Source organism: Halosimplex rubrum, assembly GCF_013415885.1.
Taxonomy (GTDB): Archaea; Halobacteriota; Halobacteria; order Halobacteriales; family Haloarculaceae; genus Halosimplex; species Halosimplex rubrum.
Window position 1 is genome coordinate 3141912 of sequence record NZ_CP058910.1, and the last position, 21997, is coordinate 3163908.

General features: G+C 65.3%; 26 protein-coding genes. 3 read left to right on the plus strand and 23 right to left on the minus strand.

The window, feature by feature from the left end; all coding sequences use genetic code 11:
- Positions 1–4: 4 nt before the first annotated feature.
- The 8 genes from HZS55_RS15785 to HZS55_RS15820 all read right to left on the minus strand — a co-directional run bounded on the left by HZS55_RS15785 (position 5) and on the right by HZS55_RS15820 (position 3546).
- On the minus strand, positions 5–664 hold the full coding sequence (locus HZS55_RS15785; protein WP_179908538.1) for a Cdc6/Cdc18 family protein: 660 nt from the start codon (positions 662–664) through the stop codon (positions 5–7).
- Between the two features lie 426 nt (positions 665–1090).
- Positions 1091–1657 (minus strand): hypothetical protein, encoded by a 567-nt coding sequence (locus HZS55_RS15790; protein WP_179908539.1) that lies wholly within the window; start codon positions 1655–1657, stop codon positions 1091–1093.
- 52 nt (positions 1658–1709) lie between these two features.
- Positions 1710–1931: a hypothetical protein gene (locus HZS55_RS15795; protein ID WP_179907688.1), complete on the minus strand. Its 222-nt coding sequence runs from the start codon at positions 1929–1931 to the stop codon at positions 1710–1712.
- A 105-nt stretch (positions 1932–2036) separates the two neighbouring features.
- Positions 2037–2294: a hypothetical protein gene (locus HZS55_RS15800; protein ID WP_179908540.1), complete on the minus strand. Its 258-nt coding sequence runs from the start codon at positions 2292–2294 to the stop codon at positions 2037–2039.
- The gene (locus HZS55_RS15805; protein WP_179908541.1) at positions 2287–2709 is read right to left on the minus strand and encodes a hypothetical protein; all 423 of its coding nucleotides are present in this window, start codon (positions 2707–2709) and stop codon (positions 2287–2289) included. The genes HZS55_RS15800 and HZS55_RS15805 overlap by 8 nt, the downstream gene beginning before the upstream one ends.
- Positions 2706–2843, minus strand: a complete 138-nt coding sequence (locus tag HZS55_RS15810) for a hypothetical protein (RefSeq protein WP_179908542.1) — start codon at positions 2841–2843, stop codon at positions 2706–2708. The genes HZS55_RS15805 and HZS55_RS15810 overlap by 4 nt, the downstream gene beginning before the upstream one ends.
- Complete coding sequence (locus HZS55_RS15815; RefSeq protein ID WP_179908543.1) at positions 2843–3214, minus strand: hypothetical protein; 372 nt, start codon at positions 3212–3214, stop codon at positions 2843–2845. The genes HZS55_RS15810 and HZS55_RS15815 overlap by 1 nt, the downstream gene beginning before the upstream one ends.
- A complete protein-coding gene (locus HZS55_RS15820) occupies positions 3214–3546 on the minus strand; it encodes a hypothetical protein (protein WP_179908544.1) in 333 nt (110 codons plus the stop codon). Before HZS55_RS15820 ends, HZS55_RS15815 begins: the two co-directional genes overlap by 1 nt.
- Positions 3547–3727: 181 nt before the next feature.
- Between HZS55_RS15820 and HZS55_RS22450 the strand changes: the two genes are divergently transcribed.
- From HZS55_RS22450 to HZS55_RS15830, 3 genes are read left to right on the plus strand one after another with little or no spacing between them, the layout of a single operon-like run.
- Entirely contained in the window at positions 3728–4240 is a 513-nt protein-coding gene (locus HZS55_RS22450) for a helix-turn-helix transcriptional regulator (RefSeq protein ID WP_218927237.1), read from the plus strand.
- The gene (locus HZS55_RS22845; RefSeq protein ID WP_281372728.1) at positions 4233–4355 is read left to right on the plus strand and encodes a hypothetical protein; all 123 of its coding nucleotides are present in this window, start codon (positions 4233–4235) and stop codon (positions 4353–4355) included. The genes HZS55_RS22450 and HZS55_RS22845 overlap by 8 nt, the downstream gene beginning before the upstream one ends.
- Positions 4345–4560 carry a hypothetical protein gene (locus HZS55_RS15830; protein WP_179908545.1) on the plus strand — a complete coding sequence of 72 codons (216 nt, stop codon included), beginning with the start codon at positions 4345–4347 and terminating at the stop codon, positions 4558–4560. The genes HZS55_RS22845 and HZS55_RS15830 overlap by 11 nt, the downstream gene beginning before the upstream one ends.
- A gap of 232 nt (positions 4561–4792) precedes the next feature.
- Here the strand turns inward: HZS55_RS15830 and HZS55_RS15835 are convergent, their stop codons facing one another.
- The 15 genes from HZS55_RS15835 to HZS55_RS15905 form a co-directional block, all read right to left on the minus strand.
- Positions 4793–6787: a metallophosphoesterase family protein gene (locus HZS55_RS15835; protein WP_179908546.1), complete on the minus strand. Its 1995-nt coding sequence runs from the start codon at positions 6785–6787 to the stop codon at positions 4793–4795.
- 300 nt (positions 6788–7087) lie between these two features.
- Positions 7088–9673, minus strand: a complete 2586-nt coding sequence (locus tag HZS55_RS15840) for a plastocyanin/azurin family copper-binding protein (protein WP_179908547.1) — start codon at positions 9671–9673, stop codon at positions 7088–7090.
- Positions 9674–10888 (minus strand): hypothetical protein, encoded by a 1215-nt coding sequence (locus HZS55_RS15845; RefSeq protein ID WP_179908548.1) that lies wholly within the window; start codon positions 10886–10888, stop codon positions 9674–9676.
- The gene (locus HZS55_RS15850) at positions 10885–11514 is read right to left on the minus strand and encodes a hypothetical protein (RefSeq protein ID WP_179908549.1); all 630 of its coding nucleotides are present in this window, start codon (positions 11512–11514) and stop codon (positions 10885–10887) included. The genes HZS55_RS15845 and HZS55_RS15850 overlap by 4 nt, the downstream gene beginning before the upstream one ends.
- Positions 11515–12906 (minus strand): hypothetical protein, encoded by a 1392-nt coding sequence (locus tag HZS55_RS15855; protein WP_179908550.1) that lies wholly within the window; start codon positions 12904–12906, stop codon positions 11515–11517. It abuts the gene before it with no gap.
- A gap of 132 nt (positions 12907–13038) precedes the next feature.
- Positions 13039–13572 carry a hypothetical protein gene (locus HZS55_RS15860; protein ID WP_179908551.1) on the minus strand — a complete coding sequence of 178 codons (534 nt, stop codon included), beginning with the start codon at positions 13570–13572 and terminating at the stop codon, positions 13039–13041.
- A 4-nt stretch (positions 13573–13576) separates the two neighbouring features.
- A complete protein-coding gene (locus HZS55_RS15865) occupies positions 13577–14521 on the minus strand; it encodes a hypothetical protein (RefSeq protein WP_179908552.1) in 945 nt (314 codons plus the stop codon).
- Positions 14522–14681: 160 nt separating this feature from the next.
- Positions 14682–16679, minus strand: a complete 1998-nt coding sequence (locus tag HZS55_RS15870) for a polysaccharide deacetylase family protein (protein WP_179908553.1) — start codon at positions 16677–16679, stop codon at positions 14682–14684.
- Positions 16680–16718: 39 nt separating this feature from the next.
- A complete protein-coding gene (locus HZS55_RS15875) occupies positions 16719–17240 on the minus strand; it encodes a hypothetical protein (RefSeq protein ID WP_179908554.1) in 522 nt (173 codons plus the stop codon).
- Between the two features lie 171 nt (positions 17241–17411).
- Positions 17412–17930 carry a hypothetical protein gene (locus HZS55_RS15880; protein WP_179908555.1) on the minus strand — a complete coding sequence of 173 codons (519 nt, stop codon included), beginning with the start codon at positions 17928–17930 and terminating at the stop codon, positions 17412–17414.
- 6 nt (positions 17931–17936) lie between these two features.
- The gene (locus HZS55_RS15885; protein WP_179908556.1) at positions 17937–18782 is read right to left on the minus strand and encodes a hypothetical protein; all 846 of its coding nucleotides are present in this window, start codon (positions 18780–18782) and stop codon (positions 17937–17939) included.
- Positions 18783–18788: 6 nt separating this feature from the next.
- Positions 18789–19148 carry a hypothetical protein gene (locus HZS55_RS15890; protein WP_179908557.1) on the minus strand — a complete coding sequence of 120 codons (360 nt, stop codon included), beginning with the start codon at positions 19146–19148 and terminating at the stop codon, positions 18789–18791.
- A 2-nt stretch (positions 19149–19150) separates the two neighbouring features.
- Positions 19151–19330: a hypothetical protein gene (locus HZS55_RS15895; protein WP_179908558.1), complete on the minus strand. Its 180-nt coding sequence runs from the start codon at positions 19328–19330 to the stop codon at positions 19151–19153.
- A gap of 8 nt (positions 19331–19338) precedes the next feature.
- Complete coding sequence (locus tag HZS55_RS15900) at positions 19339–20421, minus strand: hypothetical protein (RefSeq protein ID WP_179908559.1); 1083 nt, start codon at positions 20419–20421, stop codon at positions 19339–19341.
- Positions 20422–20431: 10 nt separating this feature from the next.
- The gene (locus HZS55_RS15905; protein ID WP_179908560.1) at positions 20432–21955 is read right to left on the minus strand and encodes an XkdF-like putative serine protease domain-containing protein; all 1524 of its coding nucleotides are present in this window, start codon (positions 21953–21955) and stop codon (positions 20432–20434) included.
- Positions 21956–21997 lie beyond the last annotated feature (42 nt).

Genomic DNA, 21997 nt, shown 5'->3' on the forward strand with positions numbered 1-21997 from the left:
CGTATTACCAACAACTGTTACGGGCGGTCCCCGAGGACCGGTCGGCGATACGCTCCAGGTACGACCGGTCGACGCCGCCGCGGAGGCCTTTCCGGACGCGGGGTTCGAGGATGTCCGCCAGCTCCGCGGGGGCGTACGTCGAGAGCTGTAGGCCCGCGCCGGTCAGCCGGTGCTGGACGCGGTGGTCGTCGAGATCCTGGCGGAAGTGCTCGGGGTCGTGGACGATGGGCACCACCCCGACCCAGGACACGTCGGTCAGCCGCCGCAGGACATCCTCGTTGAGGTCGTCGGCTTCGTCGAGGACGACCACAGTCGGGTCGGTGACTCGCTCGCGCAGCGCGAGGCACACGTCTTCGAGCGGCTCCCGGTCGCCGGGGTCGCCGCCGAGCTGCCGCAGCGCCTCCCGGACGATCTCGGCGACCGTCTCGCCCATCGTCCGGATATGCGCCCAGTTGGCGTCGGTCTCGTCCTGCAGATCCGAGACGGTGTGGCGGACCAGTGCCGTCTTCCCGACGCCGTGGGGACCGTACAGCAGGACATCGTCGGGGCGCTCGCCGCGCAACGCCGGCTCGAACGCACGTGCGAGGGCGTTCTGCTCGGCGTCCCGATGGAGTAACCGATCGGGGACGTACTCGCCCTCGAAAACGTGCGGGTTACTGATCACGTCTCCCGACTGACGGGAGATGGGTACAAAAAGGTTCGATCCGTTTCCGGCAGGGTTGTGATATGTTTTTGTGGACCCATCACCCACCCTATTGAGTCAGTGACAAGAAACGGGTCCACCAACCCTTTCACCCACCCGGGGGATACGGCAGGCGTGCGATGTCTCGGGGATACGAGTGGTTGGTCAAGTGGTACACAGCTGATTCAGTCTGGCGACGCGCCGTCGCGCTGGTTCTGAAGCTCGGAATCGAGGCAGGGACCGTCGCCATCGCGACGGCTATCGCTCCGGGTTTGTTCTGGATGCTCTCGCGCGCGAACTCAACACCCACCCTCGATGCAGGGGCTATCCTCGGCATTTGGGGGACAGCAATCGCGCTGGTGTTCAATCAAGCGTACTGTTTTTCGACGAGCGAACGGGATCGGTCGATCACCGAGTCCGAGGACGACCAAGAAGCTCCAGCAAGTCGGACTCGGTGAGGAGCGTCCCGCGGAACCCTTCGGGCACCAGTGCGTCCTCTCCAAGAAGCCGGCCGCCGACCTCGACCACCACCATCGAGGGGGAGAGGTACCAGGCGTACTCCCCCAGCTTGATGTCGGCGGCAGGGACAGCCATCGCTACGATCACGGCGACCGTTTGCCCGGCAGAGGCGGCAAGCAAACCGGCAACGACCCCCAGCAACATGGCAACGTTCGCCTGGACGGTAAGCGCGGCGAGTAAGTACTTTCCGGACATGCCGGTCCCGGAGACATCACGCTGGTAGGGGTACCCCTCATTGAAGATCCGGCGCGCCATGAACATGCCCGCGTGGAGGCTTGCACCGGCGATCCCAAGATAGAGATACATCGCGGCCTCGGCACCGACGCCCAGGCCGACGACGATCTGGATCGGGAGTGTCGTCAGGAACAATGTCGAGCCGGCGTCGGTGCTCCGCGTGACCGTCATGACGATCATTTCACCGACCCGTCGGGGGATGCCTGGCTGTTCGGTCGCCACTATGTATCGTGTACGTGCCGCACCGCAAAAAGTACTTTCGCAGCCCCGTCGCTCAGTGCTGGCGCCAGTACCAGCGCGAGCGGGCGTGTTTCTGCGGGCAGTCCCAGCGGTGACAGATGTGGTCGGAGTTCCTCGCCGACCGCCAGCATGAGAGGCAAGTTACGACGCCGGTCGGCTCGCCCTTCTTGAACCCGTCGACGTGGACGGGCGACCGCGAGCGCATCAGCTGGAAGTGCGTATCGGGATCCGAGAACGACGCTCGGCGCTCACTCACTTGTGGTCACCTCCACCCACACGCCCTTGCGCGTCTGGACGACCAGCTCGGAGTCGCTCCGCGGGATCGGCACGCGAAAGAACTCGAAGGACATCGTGACCAGGCTCATCGGTCGGCCGCCTCCGGCCCCGTAATCGTCTCGGCCGCCCCCGCGGCCGTGATCACGTCGACCACGTCGGTCGCCCCGGTGCCGATCTCCAGCTCGGCGTCGGCGACGATCTCGCGGCCGACCGGCCGCCACTTGTCGCCGTCGTACTCCTCGTCGTGCATCGTCCACCCGCCGGCGTCGCGGCGCTCCAGACGGATCCGGCGTCTGTTCGATGCCTCGTTGGTGAACGCCAGCGTGATGCCCTCCTCAGGCATCGTCGTCCTCCTCGCTGTGGAGCCGTGCGACCCGCTCCAGCCGAGACCGCGGGTAGGCGTAGGTCTGCAGGCGGCCGACATCGACGGTCGTCCGCTGCGGGAACACGGCCTCGACGACGTGGTCGTCGGCGGGGAACTCGGGGTTGACGTCGGCGACGGTCAGGTCGTCGTCGACCGCGACCTCGTCGGCGCGCTCGGCCGGCGTGCCGACGACGAGCATCGTCGCGGCCTCGTCGGGGTCGTCCTCCTGACGGTCCTGGACGTGGTCTCCGACGTGGAGCTGCGGAAGGTCGTCGGTATCGCCAGCCTCGTTGTTACCGCCATCCGGGAGCTCGATCCCCGGCGGGAGTCCCGGACCAGGGTCGGGTTGCGGTTTCTCGTCGGGTTGGCGGTCTTCCCACGGGGGTCGCGTCATCGCGCGCCCCTCCCGTCGTCCGCCCGGGACCCGCCGCGCAGGTAGTCGAACGCGTCGACGCCGTCGGGGCCGTGGGACTGGACGACCAGCCCCTCCCAGATGCGCTGCTCGTCGGTGTCGGACCACTTACTCATCACGCATCACGCTCCAGAGTCGGGAGGTCGCGACCGCCACACTCGGGACAGCACCCGTCGACGGTCAGCCAGTCACCGGTGAACCCACAGTCCCGGCAGTCCCAGACGAACTCGTCGGTCGCCTGTACACCTGGCGCCCCGTCGGACACCTCAGCCGCTTCGAGGACCTCCTCGATGTCGTCGAGGATGTCGTCGATACGCTGGCGGCAACGCTCGTCGCGCTCCAGCTCGGACTCCGCCCGGCCGGCAGCCTGGGCGTACTTCCCATCTTCGACGAGCGCGGCGACGTCTTGGTGGCCGCTCGCGATCGAGTCGAGTTTACTCCGGGCGCTGTCCAGCCGGCCGAGCGCGCGGGCGGTGGAGAGCTGCATCAGTCCGCCGCCTCCGTAGCGGCCTGCTGGCACTGGATGTCCGCGGCGCGGGCCCGGGCGGCCTGGTGTCGCTGCATCGAGTCCAGCGAGTCGGTGTTGGTCCACCACTGGTCGATCCAGCCGCACTTGCTGGCGACGTAGTCGATCCAGTTGACGACGCGGTGCTGGGCCAGGTCTTCGACGTGGTCGACCTCGCCGTCGACCGTGACGATGATCCGGGCGCGGACGCGGTCGAACTGGTGGGCGCGGCCCTTGGCGTCGTAGCCGAAGACGCCGGCGCGGCTGATCTGTGCCTCGGTAACTTCTTGGGTGTCGGATTCGTGTTCGCTCATGCTTCCTCGTAGGGAAGCGCGGTCGGGCGTGTTGTCGCACGCCCCGGCCAACTTCTGACCGGCGTCCCGCGCTTCTTACCAGTATATCTATTCGCCACCCACTTATAGTTAACGTATCGTAGTCTACTATACGGTGCAACGTACCCAAAGCTACATTACGTATCCGACACACTGTTAGTACATGGCGGTGCAACCAACGGGCGTGCTCACGCCCGACGAACTGAACGACACGGACGGCCGCGTCCTCGACGTGCTCCACGACGGCCGAGTTACGCCGCAGTACGTGGCCGGCGAACTGGATGTCTCACGGACGTACGCGAGCGAGCGCCTCAAGCGGCTGGTCGAACACAACCACGTCCGCAAGCTGGCGTCGGGGTTGTACGAACTCGCCGACGACCCGCGCGAGGAGGACAGCGCTGCCGCTGACGAGTCCGACCTCCGCGCCCGGCTGCAGGACGCGCTCGAAGCCCGGGACGACGCCCAGGCCCGGGCCGACCGGCTGGCCGACCGCGTCGCCGACCTCGAAGCACAGCTCGACGACGCTCGGGGCGGACAGGACACCGACACGGGCACGGTCGCCGAGGCCGCCGACGCACTCGCGCGTGGGCTGAATCGACTCCCTGACGACGCCCCGGGGCGGACGTCCCTGGAAGACGCGCGGGCGCTGCTGGAGGGGGCGGTCGGCGATGATTAGTTGGCAGCCCCGATCCGCCCGGAACAACCGGCCGATGAACTGGCCAGACGAGGATGAAGACCTGCCGACGATGGAGGACTACCTCGAAGCCACGGAGGGCGACGATGAAGCGTGACCGCCAGGACTTCAAGCGCGATCTCCCGGCGCCGCCGACGCGCTCGCAGGACAACTACGCGTCGGCGCTGGCCGAGGTCTACCGCACGCTCGACGAGGCCGAGCTGGTCGCGCCCGGCGCCGACGAACGCGAGTGGGTCGGCGAGATCCGCGAGCAGGTGCGCGGCGAGTTGATCCACGTCATCGAGGACGAGGATGGAGAGTGAGGACCTCCCACCCGTCCTCACGTTCGAGTGGGCGCGGTAGCGAAATGAGGGACGTGCCCTGAAAACAGGCACGTCCACGTCAACGGGTGGGTTGGGTGGGTGGGAATGGTGTCTGCAACGAAGTGGATGGCTTCGTTAGCCCGTGTGTGCGGGCCACTTTCCAGTTCTGTGTGGAGTGGTATAATAATTCGCCCAATTTGTTTAGGTGGCCATCGGAACGTGCATGAACTGGTCAGACGGTCATGTTGAGTCGTGGAGCGATCTCGATGTTCCAATCGTAGATGCGGAGGGTCTGAGCGGTTGCTGACTTTGTTCGCGCCTCGGCGTTGAACAGATAGAGGTGACTCTGAGCGTCCGCTGATGTGGTTGAGTTATCCAGCGGCGGCACGTGCTCGTCGCACATCCACGCCCCGTTTTCGGTGTTGTGGTCGACCGATGCGGAGATGCGGTCCAGCGAGCGCGTCATCCGGATCTGATAGTGAGTCGGTCCACCCGTCGGATTGGGTAGCGTCGCAGCTCCCGTCTGGAAGTCAGTCCCGTCAGAGGCCCAGAGGTTCGTGTTGCCGCTATTGAAGTAGAGGCCGACGAAGGTCTGGCCGCCAGCAGCAGTGAATCCTCGTCCGATGTGGCCCGCGAAATCAGTCATGTTGTCGATCTCGCAGACGACATTGAGCACCATGTCCGCCCAGTCTACTCCCTCGGCGTTGGTGAGCGGCGCCGCCGACCGCTGCATCATCATAGCCGCTTTGTTGCCCGACGCGGAGTTGTCGACATCGAGCTGGTAGTGGGGGCGCCCCGTCTGCTGGATCGTCACAGCGCTGTTGGACCCGACCTCAGTGGTCTGGTAGCCATCCAGCGACGTGATCGCGTCCTGGTATCCCCAACTCAGCGACTCCCACGTCTCCTCGACGGTCGGCTCGATACCGCCGTTTGACTGCCAATCCGTCCGATAATCGGTATCATCGCCCGCGTAGGACTGCTGCATCCACCAGTGTCCGTCCTGGTAGATGTGCAGTTTGCCGTACGGCGTGACAGACCCATCGAAGTCGGTGCCGGTAATCCCGACACCATGCGGGAAATGCTGGTAGAAATACGGCGTCTGCCCCCACCGCTGTACCAACGAGTGATCGAACGACGGCGAGCGTCCGAAGTTACTCAGATGGTGGCTGTGGCCGAACGTAACCAATTCGATGTTGTCGTGCTGGTCGATGAGATGCCCGTATTTCGCCTGGTCGTAGAGTCCGATGTTGTCGTACCCGCTGTGCGTGCCTGGTGGGATCGGGGTGTGGGTAAAGACGTAGACGGGTTTGTTGGTACTCTCCAGCTCGTTTTTGAACCAGTCGAACTGCCCCGATGGGACGCTCGAGTCGAGGTTGGCTTCGGACCCGTCGTTGAACCCCGTGTTCAGGACGATGATCTTTCCGTGGTGTTTGTCGATACTGTAGTAGGTGTCCGAATCCTCGCTGATGCCCCACGGACCGTATGACCACTGGTAGTCCCACGTCCCCGCGTTGGCGAACTCGTGGTTGCCCCAGACCATGTGGTAGGGGATCGAGTCGTTGAGTTGGCCCTCCAGGTAGTCCCTGAAGTCGGTGATGCGCTGCTGAGAGTTGCTTTGGCTGCTGTTGTCTTCGGTCGTGATGTCCCCACCCAGAATCACCAGATCGGCACCGCCGTCACCCCACGAATTCATGTCCGCTGCGAACTCGTCGATTTTCGCCTCGAGGGCGGTCTGGGAGACAAACGAGTTATTGCTGGAGTTGCCCCAGTGAGAGTCGGTCCAATACCCAACTTTCAGCGGCTTCGTGTTGAGTTGCTCTGCACTGATCGACGGGTCAGAGTTCTGCTCGGCGACCGCGCCCGCGCCGGCGTCGACGATCGCGATGAGTAGCGACGGCGTCGACGGTTCCGAGCCGTCCGCGTCGATGTGGTAGTTGAGCGACTCATCCACATCCGACGCACCGGCGTCGAACGTCAAGAACACGTGGTTCGTGCCCGACGAGTCCTGCAGTGGGAGGCCCGCGCGCGGGTCAGGGAATACATCCCACGCCCGATCGGCATCACGAACGACCGCATGGCCGCTGCCGATGTCGATCGTCCCATCGCCGTTGGGCGTGACGGACATGCCTCGCTCAACGTAGTCGGTCTGGTTGGACTTGGCCGCTCGCTGGGCCAGGTTCTGTTCGCTCAGCTGGTCGCCGTCGTTGAAGAGTACCTTATCACTCATTGGTTGTCACGAGTGTCTGCGTGCTAACTGTGGCTGACCCGACTACCATCGACTCGGATTCGTCATCAACCGCCGTCTCCGCACCGTCTGTTGCGGTGTCGGGTGTCGGTGCTGTGGTTGGAGGGGGTCCCGTTGCCGTCTCCTGGCCGAAAAGACCGCTGCAACCCGGGAGCGTCGCAGCGATAAGAACTAAAACATCCCGTCGTCGGGGCATACCGACTGATTGCCATCGGCCGATAAATACTTGGTGACCAGCAATCGGCCGCTCGCCCCGCCGTGTGGGGGTCACTGCTGGCCTGGTTACGACCGCCGGACGGTGCTCCCCAGAAGCGCGCGGATCTGACCAACACGCTCGGCGGCCGAGTCCCGGGAGCCAAGACGGAGGCGGACGCCCTCCGGCGTCTCTTCCGTGTCGCGCGGCTCCAGGGCGTCGTAGGGCAGCTGGCTCAAGTCGATCGCCTCGACGACCGACCAGTCCGACGCGTCCGGCGGGAGGTCGACCGTCGCTTCATACAGCGGCTCGGAGAGGTCCTGCGCGAGGATGCGGGCCACCTGACCGCAGGCGCGTTCGGTTGGCAGGTTCGGAAGGTCGCGGACGATCTCGCGGGGGTTGCTCCCAGCACCGTCGACCGTGTGGCTGCTCTCTGGTTTGTACCAGTAGTCGACCGACAGCGCCTGCCCGTCAGCGATGGTCCCGCTGGCGAGCGTCCGGATGCGTCCGTCGACCGCGTCAAGTTCGTAATCGGTCCGGTAGGAGTACTCCGTGCTGGAGTTCGCGTCGGCGACGGATTCCTGGCCGAGTAGTAGGTTCGTGTCGGGGAGGTCGACCCACGTCCCGTGGTCGGCGGTCACTTGCTCGTCTCGCGTGATCTGTTTCGAGCCCTTGATCGTCACCTTCTCGACGGCGTTCTCGACGGTCTTCGTCGCCGAGAAGTCGAGTACGGGCGCATCCCGGTCGGCGGTCCGCTGGCCGGGCTCCGCCCACTCGAACGAGAGGTTGCCCTCGGCGTCCGTGTCGATGGCCCAAAAGGCGTCTCCGTACTGCTGGGCGATCTCGTTGAGGACGGTCTTGGCCGACCCGTCGTACGTCTGGTCGACCAGTAGCGGGATATCCTCCAGCTCGGCGTCGAGCGTCCAGCTGTCCAGTACCGGCCGCTCGAACCCCTGGGTCGGTGTGGTGTCCGTCCGAGAGCCGTACCCTCGGAGCCCGACCCGCCAGCGGAGGGCCTCGCCGATATCGGCGAAGTCCGTGCTGAACGTGGAGACGCCGGCACTGCTGTCCGTATATGAGACGCCCCGATCGTTCGACAGCCCGAGGCGCTCGATCCCGGACGCGTCGTCGACAGCGACCGAGATCTCCCCGCCGGTGACTGCCCGCACTTGACTCTCCCCGTCGAAGGCCTGGATCGGTATCGATCCGCCGTTCCCGACAGGGTAGTCCGCTGGGTATTTCAGGGCGTCGTTGGCGTTCGTCGACTCGGAGAACGCGTTAACATCGTGATATCGCTGGTCGTAGAGCGTGACGGCGTCGAGGTCCATCTCGGCGTTCTGGAGCGAGTCGTAGTCGGTCCCGACGACGACTGCCCCCTTCATCCCGTCCGAGGAGTTATCGGTGCTGCCGTGAGTTTCGCAGTAGTAGCGATAGACGCCCTCGTCGTCGAACGTCACCGGACCGTAGGTCACGCTGGTCGACGTGATCGGCACGCCCGAGTCAAATTCGCCGGTCTCCTCAACGACGTTGTGCGACTCCGTGTCGTCGTCCCACTGCCAGGTGACATCTGTCCCGGGGTCGACCCAGATGGCGGGCTCGCCGCTCGTCGGGTGCTCGAAGGTCCGGCTGCCGTTGTTCCCCACGTCGATCTGGACACTGGCGTTCCCGCGCAGGTCTTCGGTCGTCCCGTCGTAGTTCGGTGTGTTGTTAAACCAGTCTCCGTAGTCGGGCGAGCCGCTGGCCGTCTGCGTACACTCGACGCGGACGCTGTGGGTCCCCGGAGCGAGATCGTCGTTCCACCCATCCACCCCGATCCAGCCGAGGCCAGCCTGGACCTGCGCGTAGGCTCCGTACGGGCTGATCGACTCGCCGTCGACAGAGACTGTAATTTCGGGGAGTTCTTGTGGCGACCCCTGGTTGGGGATGTTCCCGAGGTCGTTCGGCGCTCGGAAGCGGATCGCGACAGCGCCCTGGTCAGCCGGGATGGCGTGCTCCAGCTCCACGTCGAACTCGACATATGACCCCGCAGTTTCGAGAGTGATGATCTCGCCATTCGAAGCGCCATCCAACGACCCGCGGAAGTCGACCTGGTTGTCGTTGATGTTCTCCGCTTCCCGGAGGTGCGATGTCCGAGCGAGTGTCGATCCTTCGCCGTCCGAAGCGGGAGCCAGCCCAGATGCGGCGATGATCGGGGACGTTGGGTCCGACGGGTCAAACTGCTCGGCCCAGTCGGTTTCCGAGTCTCCCGTGCTGATCGTCAGCGTCTCGCTCGTCGTTTCTGGGATGTCGATGTTGGCCGTGAGATCGGTGTAGGTTTCGATGATCTGCTCGGCGGCCTCGTAGACCGGGATCACGTCGAACTGTTCGGTGACGCGCACGTCGAGGTCGCGCCCGCCGATGCCGACGAGCGTGGTCGTGCTCCCGGGCCCGTCCTCGGGGGCGACGAACTCCTCGATGGGCTGGGGGCGGCCGTCCTTCCAGACGCGCATCGGCGCCCCCTCGAACGATTCGAGCCGCCACTGCTCGCCGGCTTCGACCGGGATCTCGCCTCGCTTGTAGTCGTACGGTGCCGGCGCGATGCGCGCCTGGTCATCGTAGACCGTCGGCGTCCAGGTGTAGTCGCTGTCGGGGTGGTCGACCTCGACGTACCAGCCGGTCGCGGGGACGTTCGACATCTATTCGTTCACCCGTGTTCGCTCGACGAGCTCGGCGCCGGCCGCGGGGTCCGACCCCTGCGTACTCGCGATGGCGTCGACGCGGTCGACCAGCCCCTGCGGTGGGCTCGATGCGTTCGGCGGGACCATCCAGAGGGCGTCGTCGTAGCCGCGCTTGAGCGAGCAGTTGAGGTTCTGCGTCGTCAGCGCTGACGTGCTGGTGTCCCGGAACTCGACCTGCAGGTCGATGCGGGCGAGTCCGATGTGCGTCACGTCGACGTCGAAGAGCCGCCAGTCACTGGTGAGGTCCAGCTGGACGCGGTCGTAGTGGGCGTCGGCGTCGTTCCACCGGTAGGCCTCGATGCGGCCGCGATTCTCGTCGAACCGAAGCCGTAGTCGACCCGTCTCAGCTACCGGCGCCCCGACGAAGTCGTGACCCGTGGAGTAGACCCTGCCCCAGCGGACTGCATCTGTCCCCCCACCACCGACCGTCGCGTCACCGACCGTCGCCGTCCCGACTTCGCTGCCGCCCCCCTCGTCTACGACGACAGTCTTCGACCGACCGTTGTCGTCCCAGAGATGGACATCTGCTTGGTATTCGTCCGTGTAGTCGAGCGTGTAGATCAACGTCGGTTGCGAGAACGACGGTTCGGTCGCGTCGTAGATCTCGAAGTCCGTGCGCTCGCCGGCGACCGTCCGTTGCACGGTCGCGTCCTCGATGGCGCCGGAGCCGCCCCGGTCGTCGAACCAGCGGACCTTCTCGGCGCCGGCGTGGAGCCCGATCTCGGCGTCGCCTCCATCGCCGAACGGGTTGTCGACCGCGTCCGGCCGGGCCGCGACCGCCCGCCAGTGTGAGCCGCGTGTCCCCTCTTCCGTGAGTCGGATGTCGAGGCGGTGGACGATGTCGCTCGACGCGATAGGGCGGGCGGACTGGTCGTCGTCGATGACGTAGTAGCCGTCCCGCTGCGGATCCGATCCGCTCGGGGACGCGTACGGTACCGCGCCGATAGTCGACGCGCCGGCGAGCTCTTCGACTGCTGTCGCCGTCAGGGATGCGTACCCTCCGACGACCATGTACTGGAAACCCTGCTCACCGGCCTCTGGAGCGACCGTCTCGACCGCGGCGGTATCGTCGCCGAGCGCGCCCGCGGTCGCCATTCGCCGGCGCTTTGATGTCCGCGAGTCGTTCTGGACGAGCTCACCGATACGGAGTGCGTGGAGTTGTCGGAGTGTCATGGGAGTTGGGCCAGGCCGTCGAGCGGGAGGTCGGAGATGTCCAGCGACTCCAGATCGTTTGGGAGGTCCATGTCGAACACGTCGATGCAGATGAGCGACTGCGAGAACGTCGAACTCTCGTCGCGCGCGGCCGTTAGATTCGGGTTCTCGAACATCACTGGAACGTAGTCACGGCTCATGATCCCTCCTGGAGCGTAGCCGCCCCACTTGAGACGGGCGGGTGTTCTGGAGTCCGGGGTGCTGTGCATCAAGTAGTTGTTCCAGACGTTGACCTTTTGCTCGCGATCTCCTCCCGTCACGGTTGCCTCGTCGGCTTCGGTCGGGTCTGGATCGCACCCCCACTGACCGTCTTCAGCACCCAACGAAACGAGGTCGATCTCGAAGTAGTGCTGTCCGCCACCGAGATCTTCATAGTAGCCCCGCCGAGCGGGCGTGTTTGATGCAGTGACCTCGTCGTAAAACTCCGAGATGATCGAGAGCGCCTGATCGAAGTTGTTGTTCAGGAACTGCTTGGTACGGACCCCTTCCGAAACGGTGCTCTTCCGAAACTCGAAAACTCCTGTTACCTCGCCGACAGTCGGGAACTGGGCATCGATCTCGAGGATGGGGTAGTCCTGCGCAGCCATCTATAGCCTCTCCAGTTGGCGCTCCAGTCGCCGTTCGAGGCGCTGGACCTCTTGCTCGACGATCCGTTCGACTTCTCGTTGCTCCGCCCCGACATCGATCTGGTTGTTGACGACGACCGATACACTACCCTCCCCCGCCCCGCCTGGAGCAGGGGTCGAGTCCGGCGACGTGTCCCCCGGCGCCTGGCGACGGTTCAGCTGTCTACTCAGTTGGGCCAGGTCGGCCCCACTCGGCGACCTCCCGACCGACCCAGCTGACACGTCGGAGCCACGGAGCCGGTCAAGACCGACAGAGACGACACCCGCAGTCGCGCCGAGCGCCGCGCCGCCCGTGGTTCCGATGGCTGCACCAGGGACGGCACCGACCCCACCAGCTCCGGCCCCGACGGCGGTCCCGGCTCCGAGGCCGGCCGTCGCACCGGCCATCGTCGACCTCTTGAGCGTCTCCGCTGGGTTGTCCCGCTGGGGCGTGGTCACGACCCCAGTCTGGGTGGCATTTGCCGGGGGCGGGGGGAGGTTGGACGTTGTTCCGGGGCGACCTCCCCGCGCGCCGTCTCCAGAGACGACGACACGGATCGGCCCAACATCTTCGACCGGGATTTCGGCTGAGGGCACGTCGACGGGCAGTGGGTCGACATGCTCGACAGGGAGCGGGTCAACGCTTTCGACTCCGAGCGGGCTGGGATCCTTCACCCCGAGCGTCGGCGTCTCCACTCCGAGCGGGCTGGGATCCTTCACGCCGAGCGTCGGCGTCTCCACGCCGAGCGGGGAGGGGTCGTCCACCTCCAGAACCGGCTGCTCGACCGAGAGCGTCGACGGCGTGTCCACGGGCAACGGGCCAACTTGCTCGACTTGGAGCGGGACCCAGTTGGGCTTCTCAACTGAGACGCTATTGTCACCGAAGATGGTGTCGAGGATTGTATCGGCACCGTCCGTTGCTGCTGCGGTCATGAGGGCCGAAGCCGCGGTTGTGAGAGATGTCGCAGAGCCGGTCAGCGCCGACGCGGCGCCCGTGAGTGCCCCCGCACCTGCCACGTCATCTCCGAGGTTGGTGATCGTCTCGAAGATTCCGCCGAACGGTCCTCCACCAGGGCCACCACCGCTACCAGTCCCCTGGCCACGTGCATCCAGAGCCTCCATGATCTCCCGCAGGTAGACGTTGCGGTCGTCGGCCAGCCGGAGGTTTTGGTCCCACGCTCGCTCCATCGATCGAAGCGCCTGCGTGGCTTCGTCGCGACCGCCGTCGGCGATCCCACCACCACGACCGCCCCCACGGACATCGACAGTGACGGGGTCGGCGGTGAGTGCCTCCTCCAAGTCGTCCCGGGCTTGCCGGAGACTCCGGTCGTCGAGCTTCGCGACAACCTCAGCAGTGGTCTCGAACTCAGTCATCGACGCCCCCAAGGGTTGTCAGTTGAAGCATAATAGGTAGGGCCTCCGAGAACAGCTCGAAGTCGCTCGCTGGCATCGCATCGATGTCGCGCGGACGGTGCCCGCACCACATGAGCACCGCGCGCGTCAACGCTACTCGTTCTCGTCGCTCGCCGCGTCCGCGACTCGCTGCGCGAATCCGTTTCCCTCAACCTCCGGCGTCGATAGCTCGTCGACGCGCTCCTCCAGCCAGTCGAACAGCTGTGGCTTCAGCTGGCTGACCGCAACGAGTGTCTCATCGAAGTTGGCGTCATCATCGAGGAAGTCTGCGTCCTCGACGGCGGTCGCGACGCGATAGAGTCGCTGGATGTCCGTCCCGTTGGGGACATCCAGCTCCGCCGTGTCGGCTTCTGCCCGCGCACCAGCTCGTAGATGCGTGCCAGCAGTGAGCTCCGACAACGTCACCGACTCGATCGGGTCGCGCTCACGTTCGTCGCCGTCCTCGTCCTCGTTGAGCGCCCACATCAGGCCCTTGTACTGGCGTTCGAGTTGCTTGCCGCGGCGGGCCTTGCGCTGGATGAGTGGGTTGCCGTCCTCGAACTCGGCGATTTTCTCGGCGAGTTCATCCTGGCGATTGCTGTTTTGCCTTGCTTCGTCCCGAAGATCGTAGGTTTCTGTCCTGGGCATGTTATCAGGCCACCGTCACCGCGTCCTCGCCGCCGACGTTCCACTGGACGTTCTCGGTCGTGTCTGTGTCGCCGGCGATGAGGTCCGACCACTCGTACGTGGCCGGCGTGACCGTCTGCAGGTTGTACGTCGAGATGACCGTCCCGTTGTTCTTGATCGTCGCCGTCGCCGCGACGCCGTCGAGGCGGTCCTGCGTGCTCGTCGCGTCGGCGCCGCCGAGGGCCCGCTCCAACCGGTTCGGTCCCGAGTAGATGCCTGTCGACTCCAGCGACGCCTCGGGCTGGGCGATAACGGCGTCGGCGGGCGTCGGGTTGCCGTCGCGTTGGAACCGCGCGATGTTCGAGATGGAGAGCGACGACGACTGGAGCATCGGGATCGAGGTCGTGTCGATCGAGAGGTCGAAGTCCTGGGCGGCGGCGTGGCTACCCTCGCTCGCCTGGGTCACGCTCGATGGCGTGATGGACGTGTTCGTGCTTTCAGCGCCGTAGATGCCCGAAAGCGTGTACCGGACCTTACCGTCCTGCGTGTAGTCGAACGGGGTAAAGTCGACGGGGATGAATCCCTCCAGGACACGTTCGGTCGTGCCGTCGAGGTAGTCGATCCCGGCGTAGATCTTCGCGGACTGCGGCCGGCCGGCGACGATCGCCTTGTTGCCCGAGCCGTCGGTGTCGTTGAAGACGATGTCCTCAACCTTCGGGAAGACGTCGGCGTTGATGACCGCCTCGACACCGAACGCACCCTCGAAGTTGTCCTTCACGCTCTCGACTGACCAGACGCTGTCGGGCTCGTGCATCCGCTGGAGCATGTTGTCCAGCGAGACATCCTGCTCGGTGGGGTCGCGGCCGAACGCGTAGTAGTCGGCGTTCCCGTCGCTGTCGCCGTCGGTGACGCTCCCGAGGAACGTATCCTCGAAGCCGAAAGCCAGACTCGCCGCGCCGGCGCCGGTCATACTGTACCTCCGTTGTTACTGTGGGTCATCATGATGAATCCTGAAAACTGCCGCGTGGTGCCCTCGACGCCGGCCGCGGCGACCGGGTGCGTCATCGGGGATGGAGTTCTTACCGGCTACAGAAGTGTGAACCGGCCGCTAAGTCCGTGCGTAAGACTGATCACTCGGGACTCAGTGACGGGATACCCGTCGACTGACGGATCGCGGCTTGCTGTTCCAGATAATCTGTCCAAGTTATAACCTCGATTTGGTCGTCCTTGCCGTCGAGATACGACATCATCGACGCGAAGTCAGATTGTGTCGTGCTTGGTGGATGGATGTTAAAGACGGTCGTATAGTTGTACGTAATCGCCCTGTCGACTATGCTCTCGAACTCAGAGACCGCCGGGTCCGACGTAGACCGATGGACGAAGGGGTTAATCGTGTTCGGCGGGATGGTTTTGAGATTGCCCGATCCGACAGTGCGGCCGAGCATATGGTAGTCTGACGCAACGTCGATGACCGTCTCATCATAGTTGCCATAGGGGTAGTGGATAAACCTCGCCCCGTCGTGGAAGCCATTGTTTAGGAGCCAGTCGCGGCTCTTGCGGATGTCCTCCCGCAGGTCGCTATCGGACAGCGTTGTGAGGTCGTTGTGTCCCCATCCCTCGGAGCACATATCCCAGTCTTTAGACTGCAACTCGCGCATTTGCGAGAGGTCCATCCGACCTGAGTCCCCGATCTCGCCAACGATATGCGAGATGCAACCGCGGAAGCCGTACTTATCCATCTCGGGGTAAAAATCCGTGTAGTTGCCAATGTCCCCGTCGTCAAATGTCAGGATAACCTGCGGGGTCGCGGGTCGCTCCCATATCTGCAAGTGGTCAACCCTCATATCAATATCATCATCAGTGAGGATGATAGAGAGCGCGCCAATGTTGTCGATAGATGGGCTGCCGCTAATATTGTCGATCCCAACGTTGAGTCGGAGCCACCCCATCTCAGGAGAGATCTTTTGCTGACACCAAAAGTAATTGAAAATGTCGTTGTAGTCTCTGAGGAGGATGGCCGCCCTCGTCGTCCCAGCTCCATCGGGGATTTTGATTGTCGCGGAGAGGTTGATGTTGGTCCAGTCCTGCCCCGACCCGAGCGTGTCGGTCATGTCAAGGCGCATCTCTGCACTCTCGCCCGTGTTCGGCTCAACGAGCGCAGACTGCGGCTCCCGTAGAAATTCGCTCGTGTCTGCTGTGAGACTCCCTTTTGGGTTGGACCAGTTAGAGAGGTCTGAGAGATTGTCGTAGACACGGCCAACAGATTGATAGCGAGATGCTGACCGTCGCTGATGCTCTAAAATGCTGGCGCGTTTGGTGACTGTGTCCTCTGCATTGACCACATTCGCATCGGCCGTATCGGCGTAGACATCAGACCGGTTCGTGTCCGTCCCGATCTGCACGCCGGTGATCGGCCCCGACAGCGAGATCGTCAGCGCGTCGTTGCCGTCGTCGTAGTTCCAGGCCAGATTCGAGCTTGAGCTCAGCAGCGCCGCGACCGCATCCTCAACCTCCTCCTCGTTGAGCGCCGACGTGTCGACGGTCAGCTGGTCGTTGGCGTCGTTGTACGTGGTCGAGACGTTCGTCCCACCAGTCACCAGCCCGGCGACCCAGTCCTCGATGGTCTCTTCCTGGACAGCGATGCTGTCCGCACCATCGTCGTGGACCAGCCCAGCCCCGGCCATCCCGCCGGCGAGATCGCGGACCTGCTCGTCGGTCCGGTGGTCTCCTGTGGAGACGTTCGCGAGGTTGTCATGGCTGATGGCCGACTCGTCGACAGCGATCGTCAGCTGGTCGTTGTCGTCATCGTAGCTGGCGGTGAGCGCGTTCCCTGCCGTCACGAGGGCGTTGACCGTGTCCTCAACCTCCTCCTCGTCGAGTGCCGTTGTGTCGAGGGTGAGTGTGTCGTTGCCGTCGTCGTACGTCCAGGACAGCTTGTCGCCGCTGCCGACCAGCGCCGCGACGATGTCCTTGACGGCCTCGTCAGTGGGACGAGCGTCAAGCAGGTCGTCGATGTCCTCGAACGCCGCGCCGTAGAGCTCGGCCCACGTCGGCGAGCCAGAGTCGTAGCCCTGCGCGGGGTACTCGATGCCGTGCGAGTCGGTTGTGTTGGTATTGTCGTTTGCCATGGTACTGAAAAACGGCTGTGCCGGTGGTCTGGAAGCGCCTCAGGGGAGTTCCTCGTAGCCGCGGAACTGAACGTCGACATCGTAGCGGTAGTAGTCGCCGTAGTTGCTCGACTGCGGTGCTGGGTTGACGAGCTGGAGATCCGTGTAGGAGACGTCCGGGCGACCGACCGCTGGCCACGTTCGCTCGCGCAGTAGTGCTCGCCGGACCGTCGCGACCAGCGACGACCACGGCGCACCGTCGCTTCCATCGGGGTCGATGTGGCCCCACTCGCTGTGGTGCAGGCCAGCGATACGCAGCCCGACGATCGCCTCGACAGCGTGATCGTACTCGGTCCCGACGACAGACGTCATGTAGTCAGCCAGTGATGCCCCGACGATGTTCGCGTTCTGGAGTTCCGCCGTGTGCGACCGGACGCCCTGCTCGAGGAGCTGCGACTCGTCGCGGTCGACGCGCTCGAGTGGCGGCCCCTCGCCGGCGCCGCCGACGCCTGCCGACAGCGCGCCAGCGCCGTAGTACTCGTCGATGCGCTGGAGCACCCACTGGACTTCCGGCGCGCTCATTGGAGCCACCACCCGACTAAGAAGAACACAGCACCTGTCACCAGCGCGGCTGGCCCCCCGACTGGGGTTGGGAGGCTGCCAGCGAAGCCACCGATCATCATCCCGAGCCCAACGAGCTGGTAGTGCTCAGGAAGTTCGACCGTCATACTCGTCGACCCCCGAGGTGGTTAGTCACTGTCCAACCTCCCGACGGAGCCAGTTGAGTGAGTCGCGCACGGCGCGAGACTCGGGGATCCCGCCCGTCTCGCTGCCCCACTCGACCGACTCGGTCCGGACCCACTGGTCGATCTGCTCGTAGTAGAAGTGCAGCAACGGGTCGCCCTCGATCGTGTGTGGGCTGACCCCGTACTCGTAGAACATCGGGAGGTCGCCCTCCCACGACCACTCGACGTGGACCGAGGTCCGGTCGCGGGTGGCGTCGACGCCGGTGAAGGTGTCGGGAAAGAACCCGAGGTCGTAGTCGTGCCGGCTGGCGTAGGAGGCGACGGCGTCGTGGGCCTGCCGGACGGCCTGGAAGACGAGGTTACCCCGAGCGCCCACGAGCGTCTCCTCGATGGAGTCCAGCAGCGCCTGCCGGGCCCCGTCGCTCGGGGCGTCGGGCACGCGGACATCGAGGACGGCCCCGAGCGGGTCGGTCTGGAGCTCCAGCGAGAACTCCAGCGTGACAGGCGTCTCATAGTTCTGGGGCATCGGGCCTCACTCGTAGACCTCCAGCAACTCGTCGGCCTTCTCCCGCATCCGGTCGGCCTTGGTCTCGACGTTGTACACGGTCGCGTTCTCGGGGATCTGGATCGCCGCCTCTTCCGCGAACTCGGCGCCGGCCCGCAGCGCCACGGCGCGGCGGACGTTCCGCGGGATCCCTTCGTGACCGTAGTCGAGGTCGACGTAGACGGCGTTGGACAGCGAGGCGAGGTCGTCGTCCATCGCGTGGACGTCCAGGTACAGCTCGGACCAGCCGCCGTTGTTGATCCGCACCCAGTAGTCTTCGCCCCGGTGGGTCTTCCCGACGCCGCCGTCGTAGTCGCTGCTGTCGACCCAGTCGGTGTACGAGCCGTCGGCGCCGATCACGTGGAGTTCGTTGACGGCGTCGACATCGCGACGGTCGAACCGGATCCGCGTGTAGGCGGGGATGTCGTCCCGGTAGTCGTCGTACTCACCGATGGAGATGCGGATCTCCCGCTTGGGGTCGCTCCGCTCCTCCCGCCGGTGCCGGTCGTGCCGCGGGTCGGACTCCAGCAGCGCGTCGCTGTTCTCGCGGTAGCGATACCGCTCCTCCTCGCTGGCGCCGTGGACCTGCGCGCCGTGCCGGGGGATGTCGTGCTCGTCGTCGCGGGTCTTCGGTCCGGTCGGGATGTCGATCGCCGTCGCCTCGTCGATGCCACCGGGCTCGAACCAGTGGCGCTTGAGCGACTTCACCAGCGGCTCGGTCTCGGCGACGATCGCGTCGACGGCGAGCTGCTCGTCCTGACCGATGTCGCCCGGGAGCTCCGCCTCCCGGAGCGCCCGGCGGAGGTCTCCCAGCGTGCAGTACCCGGTGGGCATGAGGTGTTACTCCTCCAGTTCGGCGCGTCGCTGGCCGACGGCGTCTTCGACGCCGACGCGGTCGGCCGCCTCGGCGACGGCGCGGAGGTGGTCGTCGGCCTCGCCGGCCTGGATGTCCTCGACGACGTCGTCCATCGGCGTTCGGTCGACGAACGCCGCGGCGTCGAAGCCGTCGCCCTCGCCGTCAGCGCTGTCGTCGATCTCGCGGAACTCTCCCTCCCGGACATCGACCGCGCGGAAGTCGCGCCGCTCGTCGAGGTAGGCAGCGAACTCCTCGCCGACATCGACGCGGTCGCCGGCCGACACGCGTCGGTCGATCCCGCGGAGGTAGACCTCGCCACCGGTCGTTTTCTCGTAGACCGGCATGATCAGGCGTCGGCCGTGAAGCCGATGTCTCCGAAGCTCGTGCCGTCGTAGCCTCGGTAGGAGTTGGTCGACGTGTCGAACCAGACCTCGCCGCCGTCGAGCTCCGCGGCGGGCGGGTCGCCGTCGACCCGCCCGAGGTAGGTCTGGCGCAGCATCGCGTTCGTGGTGGATGCGTCAGTCATCGGTCACCTCACGCGCTCGGCGCCTGCAGGTCGGTGACCAGCGCACCGGCCTGCATCTCCTTGATCTGGAAGTCGAACTGCGCCTCCATCCAGTTGCGGGAGTGGAGCTTCTGCTCGTGGACCTTGTCCGTGTCTTCGGTCTGCTCGAGCTCCATCTCCTCGAACAGCCCGAACGCGAAGTTGTCGGGGTCAGTGAACATCATGTACTCGTCGGGCCAGCCGTTGACGCCGACGAGGTCGTAGCTGAACGGCGTGATGTCCGAGTCGCCGAAGATGACGGCGCTGCCGAGCGGGTCCTCGCGCTCGGTCAGCGACATCGCGTAGTCCTGGACCTGGTTCGGGCTCGTCAGCAGCGCCGGCTCGAACTGGTCGCTGTCGCGGTAGCGGGGGTCGAGCGTCTGGATCGTCTCGTTGAACAGCGCCGTGTCCAGCGGCTGCGGGTTACCGCTGCCGTCGGTGTTGGCGATCGACGGCATCGAGTCCGCGTCCGCGGTAGCGGTGTCCTCCAGCCCGATGCGCGTACTGTCGCCGGCGTCGTCGACGGACTGCGTGTCGCCCTCGGCGCGGGCGATCCAGCCGGTGAACGTGTTGTCGAGTTCGGCGGCGCCGCCGATCGACTGGAGGTTCCCGCTGGATGCGCTGGCGCGGATCCCCATCAGCCCGAGGTCGTTGCCGTAGCGCTCGATGAACTCGTCGATGATGTACTGCCCGAACTGATCGGGCCCGTAGTGCGTGTTCTTGAGGGCGTCACGCTTGGGCTCGACGAGGATGTAGTAGCTCTTGTCGGTCGCGTTGAAGCGAACGACACCGGACTCCGCACTGGAGTTCTCGGTCCGCGAGCCCTCCTCGTCGCGGGTGTGACCCGATAGCTGCGGGACGCCGAACTGCGGGACGTCCATCTCCAGCCGTTTGAGGACCATCGTGTCGGCCATCCCGAGGATGTCGATCCCCTCCTGCATCCGGTCGAGGAACTCCTCGGTGAGGTCGCGCGGCAGCTGGAAGCCGTCCAGTTCCGCGAGGCCGATGTCCTTGCTCGTTGCGCCAGCCAGCTCGTTCTGCCGCCGGACGGCGGCGATAGTGTCAGTGCTCATGTGAACCTCCTTAGCTGAGGGCCTTGCCCAGCGCGTCGAGTCCGTCGTCGCCGCCTTCACCGTCGCCAGAGGCGGCGGCTTCGACCTGCGTGCTGGTGCCGCTCTGGCGAGCGACCGTGTCGAGACGCTGCTCGACGTTGTCGACCTCGTCCTTGAGGGACTCGATCGCCGCGACGACGTCGTCGGCGCCGGCGCTCTTGTCGAGGCCGAGCGCCTCCTTGAGTCGCCCCTCGGGCACCTCGTGCGTCTCGCCGCCGATCTCGATCTCGGCGGTCTTGGGCTCCGGACCGGTCAGCGCCTCGGTGAGGCCCTTGACCGACTCGGTCAGTTCGTTGATCTGTTCGGCGTTCTGTTCGGCGAGGGTCTTGCCCCCGCCGTCGTCGTTGTCGTCGCTCATGTCGTTGGAGTCGTCCGGCGTGTCGCCGCCGGTGGCGTGCTTGTCGTCCTCCTCCTCGTCATCGTCGCCCCCGTCTTCGTCCCCGTCTTCACCCTCACCGTCCTCGCCCCCCGACCAGTCCCGGGCGTCGTGCTCCGAGAGATCGAAGTCGAAGGTGTCGCGGTCGGTAAAGCGCTCGATGCCGTGCTCGACGCCGGCGTCTTCGAGGACATCCGCCGCCGCATCGATCGACGCCATCAGCGAGTGGCGATTCTGTGCAGAGAGGGTTCGCCCCTCCTTGGCTGTCGCGGCCGCCTCCGCCGGCGACTGGATGGCTTCTGCCTTCGACCGCGTGCCTTCGTCGACGGTCGCGTCCGAGGTGTTGCGACCGCCGGCGAGCGTCGACAGGAACGACTTGGCGGCGCTCGTGAGCGTCGACTCCTTCCCGGGCTCGCCGGCGCCGTCCACCTCGGCCGCCTCGTTGAGGACATCCCAGAGGAACTCGGCGTCCTCTTCGGAGTGGCCGCGCTGTTGGGCCTCCTCGACGAACCCGTTCGGGTCGCCGAGGTAGTCGCCGAGGCGCTTCTCGGCGGCCGCCTTCGTGTCGAGGATCTGCGCGTCGGGGACCGCCGGGATGTCAACGGCAGACACCTCTCGGATGATCCCCTCGACGAGCTCCCAGACGAGTTCGTCGCCGAGCTCGTTCGGGACGTCGACGTCGTCGAGTTCGTCCTGCTCGAACGGCCCGTTCCAGGCGACTTGGATCGCACCGATCGAGTAGCCCGAGATGATGTCCTCTTGGATCAGCTCCCAGAGGTCGCCGTGGTCGATGGCCCACTCCTGGACCCACGCGCCAGCGTCGACGGTCTGCCCGCCGATCTCCTCGGCCTCGTCGAGGACCTCGTTGCGTTCGAGATCCATCCAGCCGTCTGGGAAGACGGCGTGCATGATGCCGCCGCCGGCCTCGCCCGCCTCGACGAACGCCTCGAACTGCGAGGCGAAGTCGCGGATCGTCTCCTCACGGGCGAAGTCGTTCTGGAGGTCGGCTTTGTCCGGGACCATCACGATCCCGGCGGCGACCTGCTCGTCGTCGTCCTTCGTGACGAACTCGACGTCCTTGCGGAACTGCTGGCCGCCCGCCTTTGCTACCGGGGGCATCAATTAGCCTCCGTCCGATTCATCGTCGTCGGCGTCCGCGTC